General features: G+C 53.8%; 12 protein-coding genes. 7 read left to right on the top strand and 5 right to left on the bottom strand.

From position 1 onward, the window contains the following. Positions 1-248 precede the first annotated feature (248 nt). On the bottom strand, positions 249-770 hold the full coding sequence (locus AGR13A_RS15305; protein WP_080837173.1) for a PIN domain-containing protein: 522 nt from the start codon (positions 768-770) through the stop codon (positions 249-251). A gap of 288 nt (positions 771-1,058) precedes the next feature. Here AGR13A_RS15305 and AGR13A_RS15300 point away from each other — a divergent pair, with 288 nt between their 5' ends. Then, complete coding sequence (locus tag AGR13A_RS15300) at positions 1,059-1,784, top strand: gamma-glutamylcyclotransferase (RefSeq protein ID WP_080837171.1); 726 nt, start codon at positions 1,059-1,061, stop codon at positions 1,782-1,784. A 12-nt stretch (positions 1,785-1,796) separates the two neighbouring features. On the opposite strand, the gene AGR13A_RS15295 is transcribed toward AGR13A_RS15300, so the two are convergent. Both AGR13A_RS15295 and AGR13A_RS15290 read right to left on the bottom strand, forming a co-directional pair. Beyond that, complete coding sequence (locus AGR13A_RS15295) at positions 1,797-3,569, bottom strand: monovalent cation:proton antiporter-2 (CPA2) family protein (RefSeq protein WP_080837169.1); 1,773 nt, start codon at positions 3,567-3,569, stop codon at positions 1,797-1,799. A 191-nt stretch (positions 3,570-3,760) separates the two neighbouring features. Beyond that, on the bottom strand, positions 3,761-4,594 hold the full coding sequence (locus AGR13A_RS15290; protein ID WP_080837167.1) for an oxidoreductase: 834 nt from the start codon (positions 4,592-4,594) through the stop codon (positions 3,761-3,763). 119 nt (positions 4,595-4,713) lie between these two features. Between AGR13A_RS15290 and AGR13A_RS15285 the strand changes: the two genes are divergently transcribed. Further along, entirely contained in the window at positions 4,714-5,598 is an 885-nt protein-coding gene (locus AGR13A_RS15285) for a LysR family transcriptional regulator (RefSeq protein WP_080837164.1), read from the top strand. Positions 5,599-5,682: 84 nt separating this feature from the next. Here AGR13A_RS15285 and AGR13A_RS15280 read toward each other — a convergent pair whose 3' ends face one another. Further along, positions 5,683-6,624, bottom strand: a complete 942-nt coding sequence (locus tag AGR13A_RS15280) for a LysR family transcriptional regulator (protein WP_080837163.1) — start codon at positions 6,622-6,624, stop codon at positions 5,683-5,685. A gap of 357 nt (positions 6,625-6,981) precedes the next feature. On the opposite strand from AGR13A_RS15280, the gene AGR13A_RS15275 reads away from it, so the two are divergent. The 5 genes from AGR13A_RS15275 to AGR13A_RS15255 all read left to right on the top strand — a co-directional run bounded on the left by AGR13A_RS15275 (position 6,982) and on the right by AGR13A_RS15255 (position 16,293). Next, entirely contained in the window at positions 6,982-12,639 is a 5,658-nt protein-coding gene (locus AGR13A_RS15275; RefSeq protein WP_080837160.1) for a trifunctional serine/threonine-protein kinase/ATP-binding protein/sensor histidine kinase, read from the top strand. Positions 12,640-13,116: 477 nt separating this feature from the next. Then, a complete protein-coding gene (locus tag AGR13A_RS15270; RefSeq protein WP_080837158.1) occupies positions 13,117-13,764 on the top strand; it encodes a response regulator transcription factor in 648 nt (215 codons plus the stop codon). Continuing rightward, positions 13,761-14,141: a response regulator transcription factor gene (locus tag AGR13A_RS15265; RefSeq protein WP_080837156.1), complete on the top strand. Its 381-nt coding sequence runs from the start codon at positions 13,761-13,763 to the stop codon at positions 14,139-14,141. The genes AGR13A_RS15270 and AGR13A_RS15265 overlap by 4 nt, the downstream gene beginning before the upstream one ends. Before the next feature lie 238 nt (positions 14,142-14,379). Further along, positions 14,380-15,615 carry an MFS transporter gene (locus tag AGR13A_RS15260; protein WP_080837153.1) on the top strand — a complete coding sequence of 412 codons (1,236 nt, stop codon included), beginning with the start codon at positions 14,380-14,382 and terminating at the stop codon, positions 15,613-15,615. A gap of 54 nt (positions 15,616-15,669) precedes the next feature. Then, entirely contained in the window at positions 15,670-16,293 is a 624-nt protein-coding gene (locus AGR13A_RS15255; RefSeq protein WP_080837149.1) for an aldehyde dehydrogenase family protein, read from the top strand. On the opposite strand, the gene AGR13A_RS15250 is transcribed toward AGR13A_RS15255, so the two are convergent. After that, a protein-coding gene (locus AGR13A_RS15250) for an IS3 family transposase (RefSeq protein ID WP_167377556.1) occupies positions 16,259-17,397 on the bottom strand; the annotation gives its coding sequence in 2 pieces (ribosomal slippage) (positions 16,259-17,139 and positions 17,139-17,397; 1,140 coding nt in all). The genes AGR13A_RS15255 and AGR13A_RS15250 overlap by 35 nt on opposite strands. Positions 17,398-17,642: the final 245 nt, after the last annotated feature.

The following is a 17,642-nucleotide window of genomic DNA, read 5'->3' as shown; positions in this document are numbered from 1 at the left end:
TTCACGTTCACAGTCCGGTAGGAATCGGTTATTGTTGGACTTCATCGAAGAGAGGATCATGTGAGGGAACCGACAGCCATTTGGGAGAGGAAAGATGCTGAACTTCGGATATCCGAAGTCTTCGAGGCTGCACGTAACGATAGCCCTCAAAGCGTGCGCGACGAGAACGGGCTCTTTGAAATTATATTCAAGCCACGGATGAAGGGTCCAGTCGGCCCTCTGCTTTCTCGTGGTGGACCGAAAGATCGCTAAGCATATTTAGCTGTCGCTTGGGTGGCGGTAACTGGTCTGTCGGATTTTGCGACGACCCACATCGAGAACGCCGGATTGTACACGCCAGGCAGTGGGAAGTAGTGGGCTATCAACGCAAAATCTTTTCCGTTGAGCGTTGCTATCGGCAGATTGTGTGCGATGGAGACGGCTGCGATAAACAGGTCCTGTCCGGGTTTTCGCCTCCTCGCGTTTTCTGGATTTGTATACCACAGATGTCTTAGTGGCTCGCAACAATGTAGTTTAGCGAGCGTTTTGGCGACTTGGTGGTTGATTTCTGGGTACAGAAAATCCCATTCGAGTAATTCATCGAACCAAGCCATAATCTCCGCGGCGAGTGCCGGCTGTCTCGCACCAATTTCAACGATTCCTTGTTGAATTTCTAAAAGCGCTGGAAACGGTATCGCCAAATCTTCTTGGTCGGCTAGCCATTGAGCGACAGAAGGATGCGCTTTTTTATATTGGGCTTGGCTTAGAACACTCGTGTCTAAAAGAAACATGCCCGGGTCTCCGTCGGGACATCGTGAAGTGATTTGGGGAGTTTTGATTGCAGGAGATATTTGGTCAACGGCAAGTAGTTGTGATTCAGATTTTGACGAGTGTAAATGCTGCGGCAATCATCGACCATATCAGTCGTAAGGCGTGCCCTTAGCGGGAGGAATTCGCACAACTTCGATGTGGGTTGAATGCGAAGGTCTCGGCTGAGGGCGCGTCGGCAGCCACCGAAGCGTAACCTTGACAGGGCAATCGGTTCCACCTTCTATTACAGCGGAGGTCGGGGTGCATCGATGCGTAAAATGTCTCTCACACCTGAATTGGTAGCACTTTGCGAGCGTGCGGTAGCTGAGCCACCACCCGACGAAAGATGGACGCCGCTTTCCAATACTGACTACAGTGACCTGGTCTCCCGGTTTTCTGAGGAAATTGGTGACGGCGATCTTTGGGTTTTTGCCTACGGTTCACTCATCTGGAAACCAGAGTTCGAGGTCACAGATCGAATGAAAGGTACGGCTTATGGTTGGCATCGGTCATTCTGCCTTGAACTCGTCACATGGCGAGGAACGCCTGAGCAACCAGGATTGATGATGGCCCTGGAGCGGGGTGGGCGTTGTGACGGTTTTTTGCTCAAAGTAGGTAGAAACGATCACAAAAAAGCAATCGATCGACTGCTTCGACGAGAGGTTTGGGACCAAGAGAGCATTTACACCACCCGATGGATCAAGGTTCTATCTGGCAAAGGCCCCATACGCGCGTTGAGTTTCTGGGTAGGCCCTCTCCCGGGTGAAGGTGTAATGCTTGGTCAACCTATTGAACGCGTAGCGTGGATGCTGGCTAGGGCGTGCGGGTACGCGGGCTCGTGCGCCGCGTATCTCTACAACACCGTTCTCCATCTTGAAGAGTTTGGCATACATGACAGAAAACTGTGGCTTCTCCAGAAGTTGGTTGCCGACGAAATCAGGCTACTTCACCCAACGATGACAGTCACGACCAATCAAGTCATCACTTCAAGCTAAATGCTTAGTAAATTAAACGTCGGGCGAAATCTCCCGAGGTATGCGCTTGCCGCTAAACATAGGCTTTCCGGCAGACAGGCCGCCTGACTTTTCCAGTTGAAATCGATGGGCATCGCGCTGTCGGACAACGTTGGCAATTTCATCGATCTCGTGAAGTTCCGCTCCCATCATCTCAAGCGCCCTCTGTCCAAGGACCACGGCAGACTCGAAGGTCTCCCGGATGTGAAAGTCAGAACCTGCTCTTTGAAGCGTAAGGGCATGTCTTCGGTCGACCGCGCGCGCCAGTACAGGGACCGAGGGGAACTCAGCCTTCACCAGTTCAACGATCCGGGTGGCATCCTCCGATTTGTCGACGCATACGATGATTGTCTTGGCGCGTTCAGCCCCTGCTGCATGCAGGATGTCGAGCCGCTTCCCGTCGCCATAATAGACTTCGAAATCGAACTCTCGTGCGATATTGATCATCTCAACGTCGGTATCAATGATCGAAATGTCATGACCACGGTCGAGAAGCAGCTGGCTAACGATTTGCCCAACCCTTCCAAATCCTATGATTAGTACGCTGCCTTTGAGATTCTCAGGCCGCCAAGCTTCTTCCAGTGTCGGCGGAATTGACTTCTCAATAAAACTTAGCAGGGTAATTAGAATCGGCGTCAGCGCCATGGAAATGATGATGATGGACGTCAGTATTGCGCTCTGTTCGAGGGTGAGGATACCGACGGCCAACGCTGCCGTGTAAAGCACGAAAGCGAATTCTCCGCCCTGTGCCATGAATATCGATCGTTGGAGTGCCTCCCAAGGGGAAGATTTCAGTAGCCGAGCGACGACATAAATCACGATCGCCTTCACAACCATGTAAGCTACCACATAGAAAAGAATGGTCCGCCAGTTGTTGGCGATAACGGTTAAATCGAGCGACATCCCCACAGCCAAGAAAAAGAGGCCGAGCAGGATGCCACGGAACGGCTCAACATCGGCCTCCAATTGATGCCGAAACGTGGATTCTGATAGTAACACGCCAGCGAGGAATGCGCCCATGGCCATGGATAGCCCGCCGAGTTGCATAACATATGCCGAACCTAGTACCACAAGGAGTGCCGCAGCCGTCATGACCTCGCGTGCACCAGCACTAGCGATCACGCCGAACAATGGATTTAACAGGTAGCGCCCTGCCAAAACCAGGCCTGCGATCGATGTGATCCCGATGCCGATTGCCAACCAGTTTATACCTTCATTCGCTGACGATGCTCCCGGAACGATGGGGGCTAGGAAGGCCACCAGTGCCAGCAGGGGTACAATCGACATATCTTCCAACAGGAGAATTGAGACAATGCGTTGGCCCTTAGGGGTGGAAATTTCGCCCCTCTCCTCAAGAAGCTGCATAACTACTGCAGTAGAAGTCAGAACAAAGCCGGCACCGGCTACGAACGAAGGGGCTAGCGGAAAACCCGTGAAAACGCCTACGGCGGTGAGGCACATGGCGCACAAACCGACTTGTGCGACACCAAGCCCAAAAATCTCACGTCGCAAACCCCACAGACGTGAAGGCCTCATCTCTAGCCCAATTATGAAAAGGAACATCACGACGCCAAGTTCGGCCACGTTCAGTATGAACGCCGGGTCATCCAACAGGCGCGCGCCAAACGGGCCGATGACAACGCCCCCAGCAAGGTAGCCCAGGACTGATCCAAAGCCGAGGCGCTTGAATAGTGGAGCTGCAACAATTGCAGCACTGAGGAGCCCTATTATGGGCAGTAGCTCCATACCGTGCGCTTCGGAAGCCATTCTACATTCCCCAACCGCGTGGACACTCTAGGTGCTACAGCAAATGTTGCTCTACCGGCCATCGGATAGGCAATTGATTTCTCAATAGGCAGCAAAAATTCACACCGTCCGCCGATTGGTGTAGGCGACATCTAGGTAATGCGCTGCAACGATCGGCCCCGGCGAATTATCGCCAGGGCCGTAAGGGCATATTAGGCAGTAAAGTCTGTGGAAAGAGCGAGGTCTCGCCATTGCGAAAGTTCATTGGCCACACTCGCGTTTTTCTCCTCGATCTTGGCGACAGTATCGCTGCCAAACTGCATTCGCAGGGGGGGATTGGAGGCGTTCGCAAGGGTTATGACGCCCTTTGCAAACTTGGCAGGATCGCCCGGCTGTCCATGGTTGGCGGCCGCCGCAAACTCGCGCATATCTCCTGCGGGCGTACCGACATAGTCTGCGATCGTGGCCGGGCTGACGGTCAAGGAATTGTCGTTCAGGAAGTCGGTGCGGAAGAATCCGGGCTCCACGATTGTGACCTTAATGCCAAATGGCGCGACCTCAGCCGCCAGGGATTCTGAAAGGCCTTCGACAGCGAATTTCGTTGAGCCGTAGACGCCCCATCCCGGAAAGCCGAAGTAACCGCCTATCGAAGAGAAGTTCAAGATATGACCGGAGCGTTGGCGGCGCATGTGCGGCAGAATTGCCCGTGTTACCTTCAACAGGCCGAATACATTGGTTGCGTAAATTGCCTCGACTTCGTCGTTCGTCGCCTCCTCGACCGCGCCGAGCAGGCCATAACCTGCGTTGTTTGCGAGCACGTCGATCTTTCCAAAGCGCTGGATTGCGGCAGCCGCGGCTTCGTTGGCCTGGGCTTCACTCGTGACGTCAAGCGCAACAGCCAAAAGGTTTGGATGCTCGCCGATCTGCTCGGTGATCGTCTTGGGATTCCTCGCGGTAGCAACAACAGCGTCGCCGGCGGCCAAGGCCTCTTTGGTGATAAGCGCTCCAAATCCCCGGGATGCGCCCGTGATGAACCAGACTTTCATGATGGTCTCCTTCCGTTGAGTTGTTTACCAGCTCGTTGCTGATGAGAAGGAATTTGACCGAGTTTCGACTGATGTATAAGGCTATTCTTTTTTGAAACAATAATGAACAGGGTTCATCAATGAGGTCAACGGAGCTTTCCGAGTTGTCGGCATTTGCAGCAGTCGCCCGCCATAAGAGCTTCCGGAAGGCTGGTGAAGAGAGGGGGGTCACCGCATCTGCGGTTAGCCACGCGGTTCTCAGCCTCGAGCACCGGATTGGTGTCCGCCTTCTCAATCGAACCACGCGCAGCGTTTCTCTGACGGAGGCGGGGGAGTTACTTCAATCACATCTCGATCCTGCATTTGCTGAGATTGCCTCGGCACTCGACGCGCTGAACAGATTTCGGCATACGCCCTTCGGAAGAGTAAAGCTGAACGTTCCAAATTCGATAGCGCCCTTTGTGATCGGGTCGGTTATTGGCCCGCTATTGGAGAAAAACCCGAACCTGGAACTAGAGATCAGCGCCACGGACAGGCTCGTCGATATTGTACAAGAGGGCTACGACGCCGGGATTCGCTTTGGCGAACGCGTGGCTGAAGGCATGATCGCGGTGCGGATCAGGCCTAGACTGCGCCTGGTGGTCGTCGGGTCACCAGCATATTTCGAACGCAGGCCTGTCCCTGACACACCACATGATCTAAAGCGGCACCTTTGCATCCAGAATATGTTTCCCTCAGGGGCGCGCTATCCGTGGGAATTCTCCAAAGATGGCCGCACTATTGTCTTCCAGCCCACGGGACCACTCTCGCTCGATGATCACGAACTGATGACCAGAGCTGCATTGGAAGGGGTCGCACTCGCTTACGTGTGGGAAGACCGGGTCGCCGAGCCTGTTGCTGCGGGCCGATTGGTCAAGGTTTTGGAGGATTGGTGCCAGCCCGAGGAGCCGCTGTACCTTTATTATCCGAGCCGAAGAAACATGTCGGCGGGATTTCGAGCCTTTGTTGATGCCATCAAAGCATAGGTGCTGAACGAAAGGAGAAACGGTTGCGATAATCGCGACGCTTCAGCTGCATAAGACAAATGGAACTGGGAGCAAATTTCGTGTTCACGCGATTGCTTGACGCAGAGCCTCCGATGAACGCTGCTCCGCTGGTAAACCTGTTTCGCCAATCGGCCTGGCATCTAGCAGGCATTGGGCCATGGAAAGCACGTAGCGTGAGGGCGGCGTATCGGTGCGATATCCCAGGAAGAAGTTCAGAGGCAAAGTCGGTTTAAAAGGGCGCAGAACTACGTCTATGTTTCCAAGGCCCTCAACAGACATTGGATTCACAAGCCCCACACCGACGCCGCTGCTGATCATCGAAAGCAATGTCATGCACATCGGTGTTTCAGCGACAACGTTAAATTTATGGCCACCCTGTTCCATCAATTCGGCCATCGCGCGCCGCATTCGGGCGGCGGGTGTATGGGCGATGTACTCGGTTCCGTCGAGATCGGCCGGTGTGATGACTTCGTTCGAAGCGAGCCTGTGTCGTGGCGACATTGCGCACATTGCGCCGTCTCCAGAGAAATGAAGATACTCGACGTGGGGTAAATCGGTTTCCTTGGGAGCCACTCCAATATCTATCTGGCCAGTTCCGAGTGCCGTCCATACGTCAGCGGTGGACATCAACTGCGATGAGACGACGACCTCGGGGTGCAGCAGTCGAAACTCCGTCACCGCTCGGGCGACCACTAGCAGCCCAATTCCTGGCATGTTCGCAACCCTGACGATGCCTGGCCCGCGCTCGCGAATCTGGGAAGCCGAATGCTTCAACACTTCCAATCCGACGAATGTTCGCTCGACATCGGCGTAGAACATTCGACATTGATCTGTGGGTTCCAACCGACCGCGAACCCTGTCAAATAGCTGAAATCCGATTGCCTTCTCCAGTTCCGCAATCAAGCGACTAACAGCGGGTTGCGTGATTCCCATTGTTTCGGCCGCTCGAGACGCCGAACCGGCCTTCATAATCGCTCGGAGCGCTTCAATCTGACGGATGTTCATCTTAAAGCCTATCAGGTTCGGTAATAGAACTACGTGGATTCGGAATTTGACGCCCTTCCTGCTGGAATTTATTCTGTCGCGGATGGGGCGTTTCGTCAATAATGTGATGGCCTATGGCTATTTTAGTAATACTTTATGATTACCTAAGTGTTCCAATAGCTCATTGGAATAATTGACTACATGGGTCGAGCGCGGAAAGCTGTATCTACGTATATCGCTCCTGCTGCATCGACATATATGTAGTTGCTGATCTTTATTGAGGCGTCCGCGCCAACAATTGAGGTAGCCATATGACTGGTTGGAACGAAGTTGAATACCCAGCACAACTCTCAAGGGAGGCAGAAAACTCCTGTTGCCATGTCGATGGAAAGCGCACAGCGCGGGCCTTTCGACGTGGGGCTTCTATCCGGTGCAGGACCACTATGCAAAACCCGCGCCACTCATGCAGATCACTTGAAGTCAACCAAAGCTTGTATTTGCGCGATGACGTCCGTAGATTGCCGTGACTATCTTAACCCGATAAATGGCGAAGTACTCTGGTTTGACGACGACAGAGTATTTTATAGAGTGGCCTTGCAAAGCGGCGAGCCACCGTTACTTGTTGTCTTTCCCTCGGGCGGGGGTATTGCCAGAGGATACCTTAAACGCCTGAGCCGTGAGTTCCAGATTAGGGACCAATTGGATGCGACCTGGGCTTTGCGGCCTCGCGGATTTGAGCCTCAATCCGGGTCACTTTCGTATGACGACCAACTGTGTCGTCCGCTTTCGGAAATCCTTCGGACCCCGGTTCGCCTGGCCGACTTCTTGCGCGTGGCTGCGGCTAGCAGTCGAGCTATCGCGGCAATGCATGCCAGCGGACTGATACACAAGGATATCCGACCAGCTAACCTCTTAGTTTGCGAAACGTTCGACGATGTTCGAATTACAGGATTTGGCCTTGCGTCTCGCCTACCGCGCGAACGGCGTACAACGATGCCTCCCGAGGTGATCGAGGGTACCCTTCAGTACATGGCCCCTGAGCAGACCGGTCGAATGAATCGCTCAGTGGATGCAAGAAGCGACCTCTACTCACTCGGGGTGGCGTTATACGAGCTCTTAACCGGGTCATTGCCTTTCGTCGCGTACGACGCAGCCGAATGGATACATTGTCATGTGGCTCGGCAGCCAAAATCTCCTCGAGAGTTACGGCCCGATATTCCCGAGGCCGTCGAAGCAATCTTGATGAAGCTCATGGAGAAAGCCGCCGAGGCCCGCTACCAGACCGCGACGGGACTTGAGAAAGACCTTAACCGCTGCCTTACTGACATACTTCACGGGAGTTCTCTTGAGGTCTTCGAGCTGGGCAGGGGCGATGTGTCTGCTGAACTCCTGGTACCAGAAGGTCTTTACGGGAGACAGCAAGAGGTCCAGAGGCTCGTCACCGCTTTCAACGAAATGGCTGAAAGCGGTTGCTCAAACCTTGTACTGGTGTCGGGATATTCTGGCGTTGGGAAAACGTCCGTCGTCAAGGAGCTGGAGAGGGCACTTGTGCCGTTTAACGGGCTATTTGCGACCGGAAAATTTGACCAATACAAGCGCGATATACCTTACTCGATTTTTGCGGAGGCGTTTCAGGGGCTTGTCCAGCAGCTACTTGGAAAGGAAGAGGTCGAGCTAGCCACTTGGCGAGCTAGCCTACTCGGTGCGCTTGGCACTAACGGCGAACTCATGGTCAACCTAGTCCCCGAACTAGAAGCCATTATTGGCCACCAAGTATCAGTTCCAGTATTGTCTGGGCCCGAGGCCCATACGCGTCTAATGACCGTTTTTCAGAATTTTATTGCGGTTTTCGCTACCAGGGAGCACCCTCTGGTATTGTTCCTTGATGATCTGCAATGGCTTGATCTGGCCACGCTCGATCTCTTTACGCACATTTCGACACGCGAAGACCTCAAGCATCTGATGATCATTGGGGCGTTTCGAGACAACGAGGTTGGCCCGAGCCACCCTTTAACCCACCGTCTGGACGTTATCCGCGCAGCCGATAGGCCGTTCGACGAGGTTCGGCTATCTGGAATATCGCCTGCTGACGTCTCGCTGATGCTGAGCGATCTGTTTGAGACAGAGCCCAATAAAGTTGCTCGCTTATCCCGGATAATTTGCAGCAAGGTCGGCGGGAATCCTTTCTTCATCTTGCAATTCATTGGCGCTATGGCCGACGAGAATCTCATCTACTACGATAGCAATGCGCTTGAGTGGTGTTGGGACGAGGACGCGATATCGACCAAGCAGGTAAGCGAGAGCGTCGTAGACCTCATGGTAGCAAGATTGAACAGACTTTCCGGTGAATCTTTGCAGGCCCTGAAACTAGCCGCCTGCATGGGAAGTTCGATTGACCTTGACCGGTTCCATCTCGTTCTTGGGAAGGGAGAGCGCGACACACAAGACCTTCTGAAGGAAGCCCTACGAATGGGACTGCTCGTGAGGGTAGACGGGGCATATGCGTTCGCCCATGACCGTGTCCAAGAGGCTGCCTATGCGATGCTTTCAGAGGATGAAAGGCTCTCGACGCATAAAGAAATTGCGTCACAGCTTGTTGCGTTCTACGGCGTCGATGTGGAGGACCAATTATTCGATGTGGTCGACCAGTTCAACCGAGCAGCAGTTCCCAAAGATGAGCCGACGAAGCTGCTGGCCGCATCGTTGAATCTTCGCGCGGGGATTAAGGCAAAGGCTGCAAGCGCATACGTAGCGGCAATGGGCTATCTGACGCAGGGCATGACATATCTCCAAGAGGAAGGATGGCAGACCAACTACGACCTAATATTCGCCCTCGCCCTGCAGAAAGCCGAATGTACGTTCATGGCAGGCAACCTCAATGAAGCAGGGGCCCTAGTAGAGCAACTTCTTCACCTCGCCGAAACGAAGGTTCATGTTGCCACGGTCTATCGTCTTAAAGTTGAACTTCATCTAGTCCAATCAGACAATTTTGCTGCCGTCCGAAGTGGACTGGCAGCTTTGCGCCTGTTCGACATCGACTTTCCCGATCATCCAAAGCAATCCGAGGTCGAAAGGGAGTTCGAGTCACTCTCAACTGCCTTGGACGGGAGCCCAATCGCCAGTTTCTCAAAGCTCCCAGCTATGACCAATCCCGAAATGCTTGCGGTGATGAAGATACTTGCAGAAATGTGGCCACCCGCTTTCTTCACGGATTTCAATCTGACAACTTTGATCGCCTGTCGGATGGTAAACATCAGTTTTCAATACGGTATAGCACCTTCCTCTAACCAAGGTTTGGCAATGCTTGGCTGGATCATGGGTCCGGCGTTCGGGCGCTATGACGAAGGCTATCACATTGTACGATTGGCTTGCGAGCTTGCAGAAAAGCAAAAGGCGCTAGTAGACTTGGCTCGAGTTTACAACACAATGAGCCTCACTTCTTCTTGGACCCAGTCGTTGTCCACGTCGATTGAGTGGTACCGCACTGCGTATAGGGCCGGAGTTGAGGCGGGTGACATTTTCTTCGCTTGCTTTCCCTGCGCGTTCATTGCGATGACCCTGCTTCAGAGAGGGCGAGACCTCCATCAAGAAGCCGCCGAGTTGGCTGAATTAAGAGAGAGGGCTCGAAATACCGGATATCGAGACGGTGCCGATATGGCCTTGGTGCCCGAGCGAGCCAGCGCGTGTTTGCGAGGCCTTACACTACACATCTCCGACTTCAGTGATGCCGAGTTCGACCAACTTGCCTTCGAACAGGAGTTGGGCGGGGCAAGAGCTCCAACGGTGGGGTGGTTCTACTGGACTCGGAAAGTGATGCTGCACTATCTGGCTGGCGAGTTCGTCTCTGCTGTGAGTATTCTTGACATGGTAGTGACGGGGACCTGCAAAATAGTTCAAATTGAACACCTCGACTATCAATTCTACGGCGCTTTAGCTTGCGCAGCACGCATTCATGAAGGCGGGGAGGGATCGAATGGCGAACTTCGCATACGCTTCAATCGCTTCCAGGATCAGTTGCGCCTATGGCTTGAACAAACCTGCTCACCTACCTTCGCCGGAAAACATGCGCTCGTCATGGCAGAAGCCGCGCGGCTTGACGGGCTCGATCTTGAGGCTCAACGCCTTTACGAGGAAAGCATCCGGTTATCAGTTGAAAACGAGTTCTTGCAGGACGAGGCGGTCGCTTACGAGGCGTCTGCACGGTTTTATATGGCTCGTGGATTAGCGAAAACTGGTAATCTTTTATTGCGCGAAGCGCGTGCTCGCTTTCACAAATGGGGTGCAGACGCGAAGGTAACTCTATTGGATGTGGAGATTGCTCTTTCGGCGGATGCAGTCAAAGGTTCTGCTTTGCCTTCGGAGCTATCCACAAGCTCGGCCTCCTTGGAGCACTTGGACCTCGATACTGTGATCAAAGTCCTTGAGGCGGTCTCCAACGAGACTGTACTTGAGAGGCTGGTGGACATTGTGATGAAGGCTGCAATTGAGCATTCAGGTGCGGAACGCGCGGTTCTTCTGCTCGACATGGGAGCCTCTGGGTTACGGGTGGTGGCCGAAGCCTCGACTAAGCTGGACGAGTTGGTAGTTGACCAAAACGAATACGATGTATCGTCGTTTGGCCTCGCTCGATCGGTTGTCCTTTATGTTGCTAGGACTGGTGCTGCGGTTGTGCTCGATGACGCTTCCATTAGGGATATCTCTAGGGACGATCCTTACGTTCGTGATAACCGCCTTCGATCAGTTCTCTGCATTCCACTGACAAACGCGGGCAACGGAGTCGGGCTTCTATATATTGAGAACAATCTGGCCCCTGGAGCGTTCACGACCAGCTGCATTGCTGTTTTAAAGTTTCTGGCATCCCAGGCTGCGGCGTCCCTCGATAAGGTACGTTTAATTCGTGATCTTAAAGAGCGAGAATCCCGAATTCGAAGACTTGTCGATTCAAACATCATTGGCATTTTCATTTGGGGACGGGATGGCCGACTTTTGGACGCGAATGACGCGTTCCTTACAATGACGCAATATACCAGGGAGGACCTTGCTCGAGGACTAGCGTGGTTCGACATGACGCCACCGGATTGGCGAGCTCAAGTCGAATCTGAGTTGTCGGAACTCGCGACGACCGGTGCGATGCAGCCTCGCGAGAAGGAATATTTTAGACGCGACGGGACTCGGGTCAGGGTTCTGATTGGAGCTGCAGCATTCGACGTCCCCGCTAGCGAGGGCGTAGCCTACATTCTTGATCTGACACAACGTGAGATGGCAGAACGCAAGGCCGTCGAAAGTGAGCGGCGGTTTCGTGAGCTGCAGTCTGAACTTGCCCATGCAAGCCGTGTCGCCACAGTTGGGCACCTTTCAACATGGATCGCACACGACATTCGGCAGCCTCTAGTCGGGATGGTTGCAAGCGCGAATGCCGGCTTGCAATGGCTTTCCTCGACGCCACCCAATATAGAAGCTGCCAAGCGCTCGTTGCTGCGAGCCGAAGAGGAAGGTCATCGCGCCTCGGAGATATTGGATAAAATTAGGGCGCTCATCAAAAAGAGTGCTCCCGTTCACGAACCCATCAATGTCAATGAATTGGTGCTAGACACCCTTCCGTTGCTGCAATCGGAGGCCCGTCATAAGTCGATAAGCATCCGAGTTGAATTTGCGAAAATGACGCCGCTTGTTACGGCTGATCGAATTCAGTTGCAGCAGGTGATCGTGAACCTGGTTGTTAACGCGATTGACGCTATGTCAGTAATGGAGGAAGGCGAGAAAAATCTAGCTATCTCCACCCAAATCGATGATCAAGGTGGCGTCACAACATTGGTAAACGATACCGGTCCCTCACTCCCCCCAGAAGAGTATGGCCGTTTCTTCAAGGCGTTCTACTCGACGAAACAGCAAGGTTTGGGAATAGGATTGGCGATCTGCAAAACCATTGTTGAAAGCTATGGTGGACGGATATGGGGGGAGCCGTGCTTACCTCAAGGTACAAGTGTCGGTTTCTGGCTTCCCGGATCACGTTCCAGTCGAGCGACAGAGGAGTAAGCGCCTTGGCGCTCCAGTAACCTTGCCGCTGATGATCGACGTGCCAAGATTGAGTGCAACAGAAGGCTTCGGTGTTGAACCGACTTTGCTCAGAGTTTATTTTTTCGCCGGAGAAATATTCGGGGTGTAGTACCTTGAGCGACTGAGGCTCCTGTTGGGAATAGATGCCACACAGAACGAACGAGGGAGCTGACATGCGTTCGAAATCCTGTTGGGTCAAACTCCGTCGCAGCTAAAGGAGAACGGGCACTGTAAGCGCAGCGCACGCCTTACATAAAGGTATAATGGAATAAGGTGTCGGGGGCAGATAGCTTATTTGACGAGAGGTAGATGCAGTCGAACCCGCCGCTCCTCAACAACCGAAACTCTCTCCCAGTGGGAGCCTGTGTAGTGGTGATTCGTTTCGTGTGTTCAAATATTCAGCGCAATAGTTAGATATGTTAGGCTCTTTGCACTTGCTCCAAGGAGGTGTATTCAGTGTCGGATGGAGAAAAACTTGTCATCGTTATTGACGACGACCCTGCCGTACAAGTCTCCTTGTGCGATTTATTTGCGTCCGTCGGCCTTCGTTGCGTGGCGCTCGGATCGGTAAAGGAGTATTTGGTAGGACCTAGACCCCAGCAACCGAGTTGCCTTGTCCTCGACATCAATTTACCGGACATGAGCGGCCTCGAGTTTCAGGCAAAAATCCACCGTCATGATCACCCGCCGATTGTGTTTCTTACCGGGAATCCAGACATCCCGTCTTCTGTGAGTGCGATGAAGCTTGGTGCGGTAGACTTCTTGGTAAAACCATTTGCTGGAGGGGCCCTCCTAAGCGCCGTACGAGCGGCGATCGAGCTCGATACAAAGCGCTTGCTCGAGCGAGAGGAACTTAATGCACTTAGGGGACGTTTTGAAAGTCTTACACCCCGAGAGCGTGAGGTGCTCCCTCTCATTGTAAGCGGTCTCATGAACAAGCAGGCTGCCGTTGAACTCGGCATTACGGAAATTACATTACAGGTTCATCGCGGGCACGTAATGCAAAAGATGAAGGCGGCGTCGTTGCCGGACCTCGTGCGCATGGCGACAAAATTAGATATTTCCATCATTCATTCCAGATATTCTGGATTAGGCCCACAATGAGCGCCCGAGGAAATACCGTCGCCATCGTAGACGATGACCCAAAAGTGTTGGAAGCGCTACGCGACCTACTCGAATCCAAAGGATTTAAGGTTTTTACCTTCAATTCTGCAAAGGCGCTTTTATCGGATACCCGGTTGGCAATGATCGACTGCCTTATCACCGATATCGCCATGCCGGATATGAATGGGGTGGAACTTGGTCGCGAGACGACGCTCAAGCGGCCCGAACTTCCGATTTTCTACATTACAGGCGACTCGGAGATGGCTTCGCTCGCCGGCTCGGCCTTTCAGGGCAAGGAGCGAGTTTTCAAGAAACCTTTCGACAGTACAATGCTTATCGCCGCCCTCCAGTCTGCAATCTATATCGGCCCGATTTAAGAATGAAGTCATTGTCCTTCAACGAGCCGTAAGTGATTGGCGTGCGTTTCGTGGGATCGGTTTGAGAAGCTGAGCTAAGGGTATTGGCCTGCCGTAATAAGTCCGAGCTATGGCGTATTACCCGCAGAAGCGAAAATTCACTTTTCTTAATTTGCCGAAGGGACGGTTGGACGTGCAGCATCGCGATGGAGCTTCGCACTGCTGACTCGTTGCGCGAAGGCACGTTTTTGGTGAAGTGATGGATGCACCACGACTCATACAAATGGGAACAGCCGAATATTATCGTCTGTCGATAGCCATGATAATGGCTGGTTTTTCGACATTTTCGCTTTTGTACAGTGTGCAACCACTCTTACCTGAATTTGCAAACGCCTTTCACTTGTCACCGCAGAGCGCAAGTCTCGCCGTTTCGTTGGCCACTGGCCCGATGGCCGTCGGTATTCTTTTCGCAAGTTGGGTTGCTGATAGGTTTGGGCGGCGAACTGTGTTGATGGTTTCGCTAATCCTCGCGGCCCTGTCTGGAGCCTTAGCGGCATTAGCTCCCACGTGGGAAATCCTGCTCGTTTTTCGGTGTATTGCTGGCATTGCACTAGCAGGAGTGCCGGCGGTCGCGATGACCTACGTGGCTGAAGAGGTGACGCCAGCGGCAATCAGTCCCGCACTCGGCTTGTATATTGCGGGATCGGCAATTGGCGGAATGATTGGGCGGCTCGGTGTTTCAATTGCCGCCGAATGGTTGGATTGGCGGTGGGCTCTGGCGGTAGTGGGCCTGTTTAGCATCACGGCGGCGGTGATCTTCTGTCTTACCGCACCACAACCGAGAGGGTTTGCCCCCACAAATCGATCACTCTCGGGATTTATTGGGGTCTATCGGATCGTGCTGACCGACAAAGTCCTTGTTGCACTCTACGCATGCGGTTTTCTCGGGATGGGAGTTTTTGTCACCGTTTACAACTATGGTCCCTTTCGCCTTCGCGCTGCACCCTACGAGCTAAGTCATTCGCAGATTGGTGCGATTTTCCTTCTTTATATCGTTGGTTCCGTAAGTTCCGCGACTTTTGGGAAGCTCGCAGGGCGAATTGGTGTTCGTTTGACGCTGGGCTGGCCGGTCGCCATGCTGCTCGTCGGATTGCTTCTGACGGCCACTACGCCGCTTTGGCTGATCATAACTGGGATCGGCGTAGTGACAGCGGGCTTCTTTGGCGCGCATACCGTTGCGTCGAGTTGGGTAACACGTCGGGCTTTCGGTTACCGTGGCCATGCAAGTGCCGTCTACCTCTTCGCATATTACGCGGGTTCGAGCGTGCTAGGTTCATTCGGAGGCGTTGTTTGGGACCGTTCCGGTTGGCCAGGGCTGGTGATTGCCACGATGTGCGTCGGCGGCCTCGTCCTTGTACTCGCTTTGGCGATTGCACGCAGCAAGCCGCTTCAGGACCCACGCCAACCCAAGCTTGGACAGGAACTGCCCGGATAGGTTTTCCGCAACTATCTAAATCTCAAAGGCTAATATCGAACTGAGGAGAAAACTATGACGATCCGGATCAACAACTACATCGGCGGTAAAAACGTCGGGGCGTCGGTCGATGAATTTGGCATAAAGATCGATCCGAGGACCGGGGAGAAGTTGGAGGAGGTCACCTACAGTAGCGCCGCAGAGGTGAGGCAGGCAATCGACGTGGCGGATAATGCATTTTCGGAATGGCGTGACATGCGGCCATCCGAACGTGGCCGGACTATGGTTGAACTGGGTCGGGTGATCCGAGCAAACGGAAAGCGTCTCGGTGAAATCGAAAGTGCAGAGACTGGAAAGCCCGGGCACGAGATGCCGACGCTCATTGACCTCACAGCGCAGTTTTTCGAGTTCTACGGTGGCATCGTGAACGTTATGGACGGTGAAGTTATCAACCAAGGGCCGGACTACCACGTTTACACCCGCCGCGATCCGTTTGGCGTGATCGGGGTAATATTGCCTTGGAACGCCCCGTTGCATCAGGCCGCAAGAGCCATTGCTCCGGCACTCGCTGTTGGCAACACGGTCGTCGCGAAGCCATCAGAGAGAGGTGGCTCGGTTTGCCTGAACAGTTTCGAGCGTTTCGTTAAGTGGATTTCCGCCTCGATTATGCCGCCACCATCATCGGTGCCAGCGCGTTGAAGTAAGCCTGATCCGGCGTCTGCCGGTCAAGAGATGAATGTGGACGTCGAGTATTGTAAAAGTTCAGATAGCGACTGATCCCCGCTCGGGCCTCGGACACGGTCTTGTAGGCGTGGAGGTAGACTTCCTCGTATTTGATCGACCGCCAAAGCCGTTCGACGAAGACATTGTCCCGCCATGCGCCCTTGCCATCCATCGAGATGGCAATCTCAGCTTTCTTCAGCACGGCGGTGAAGTCGATGGAGGTGAACTGCGATCCCTGATCGGTGTTGAATATGTCCGGCTTTCCATAGCGAGCCAGCGCTTCCTCGACCGCTTCGATACAGAAGTCCGCCTCCATCGTGATCGACAATCGCCACGACAGAACCCGACGACTGAACCAGTCCACAACGGCGCAGAGGTAGACAAAACCACGCGCCATGGGGATATAGGTCAGGTCCATCGCCCATACCTTATTGGGCCGGGTAACCGCCAGCTTGCGCAGAAGATAGGGATAAATCTTGTGTCCTGGCGCTGGTTTGGAGGTGTTCGGGCGGCGATAGATCGCCTCGATGCCCATCTTCTTCATCAGCGTGGTGACATGGAGCCGCCCGGCATTCAACCCTTCTCCTCTCAAAAGCCCTTGCAACATTCGACTTCCCGCGAACGGATATTCGAGATGCAGTTCGTCGATCCGGCGCATCAGTGCCAGATCGGCGTCGGACACTGGGCGCGGCGAATAGTAGACGCTGCCGCGGCTGAAGCCGAGGAGCTTAGCCTGCCTTACGATCGACAGCTCGTGTTCGCGGTCGATCATTTCTTTCCGCCCAGCAAGCCCGCCTTGCCGAGCGCACCGGACAAAAAATCGTTCTCCAACGTCAGTTCGCCGATCTTGGCGTGAAGCGTTTTCACATCGACGGTCGGACCCGCCGGTTCCGGTTTCGCTTCATCGCCGAAAACGCCGGTCGCCCCCTCAAGCAGCTGGTCTTTCCACTGCTTGATCTGATTGGCGTGCACGTCGAACTGCTGGGATAATTCCACCAGAGTCTGCTCACCTCGGATAGCAGCAAGCGCCACTTTTGCCTTGAAAGCCGGGCTGTGGTTCCGGCGCGGTCGTCTCGTCATGATATCTCCTGTTCCCGGCATCTAAGCCGAAGTCAGGCAGAAATTCCACTTATCCCAGCTGTGCAGATTTCTCGAGCCACCTCTATGTGACCCATTTCGACAACGGTCGCCGTCGTGGTTCGAATGACCGTCGGCGTGTGTATGTGATACGACGCGGAGATGAGGTGAGCGGTGGACTGCAACGACGCCATCCAGAGAATAGAGAAGATCGTTCCGATGCTCCGGCATGACGTCGAGACAGCTAT

Origin of the sequence: Agrobacterium genomosp. 13 str. CFBP 6927 (assembly GCA_900012615.1) — a bacterium.
GTDB lineage: Bacteria > Pseudomonadota > Alphaproteobacteria > Rhizobiales > Rhizobiaceae > Agrobacterium.
The sequence above is the reverse complement of the archived record's forward strand: the minus strand, read 5'-3'. Positions and strand labels throughout refer to the sequence as shown.

Coding starts and splice junctions, on each gene's coding strand:
- AGR13A_RS15305 (WP_080837173.1), bottom strand. CDS start 770: ATGTTTCTTTTAGACACGAGTGTTCTAAGCCAAGCCCAATATAAAAAA.
- AGR13A_RS15300 (WP_080837171.1), top strand. CDS start 1,059: ATGCGTAAAATGTCTCTCACACCTGAATTGGTAGCACTTTGCGAGCGT.
- AGR13A_RS15295 (WP_080837169.1), bottom strand. CDS start 3,569: ATGGCTTCCGAAGCGCACGGTATGGAGCTACTGCCCATAATAGGGCTC.
- AGR13A_RS15290 (WP_080837167.1), bottom strand. CDS start 4,594: ATGAAAGTCTGGTTCATCACGGGCGCATCCCGGGGATTTGGAGCGCTT.
- AGR13A_RS15285 (WP_080837164.1), top strand. CDS start 4,714: ATGAGGTCAACGGAGCTTTCCGAGTTGTCGGCATTTGCAGCAGTCGCC.
- AGR13A_RS15280 (WP_080837163.1), bottom strand. CDS start 6,624: ATGAACATCCGTCAGATTGAAGCGCTCCGAGCGATTATGAAGGCCGGT.
- AGR13A_RS15275 (WP_080837160.1), top strand. CDS start 6,982: ATGTCGATGGAAAGCGCACAGCGCGGGCCTTTCGACGTGGGGCTTCTA.
- AGR13A_RS15265 (WP_080837156.1), top strand. CDS start 13,761: ATGAGCGCCCGAGGAAATACCGTCGCCATCGTAGACGATGACCCAAAA.
- AGR13A_RS15260 (WP_080837153.1), top strand. CDS start 14,380: ATGGATGCACCACGACTCATACAAATGGGAACAGCCGAATATTATCGT.
- AGR13A_RS15255 (WP_080837149.1), top strand. CDS start 15,670: ATGACGATCCGGATCAACAACTACATCGGCGGTAAAAACGTCGGGGCG.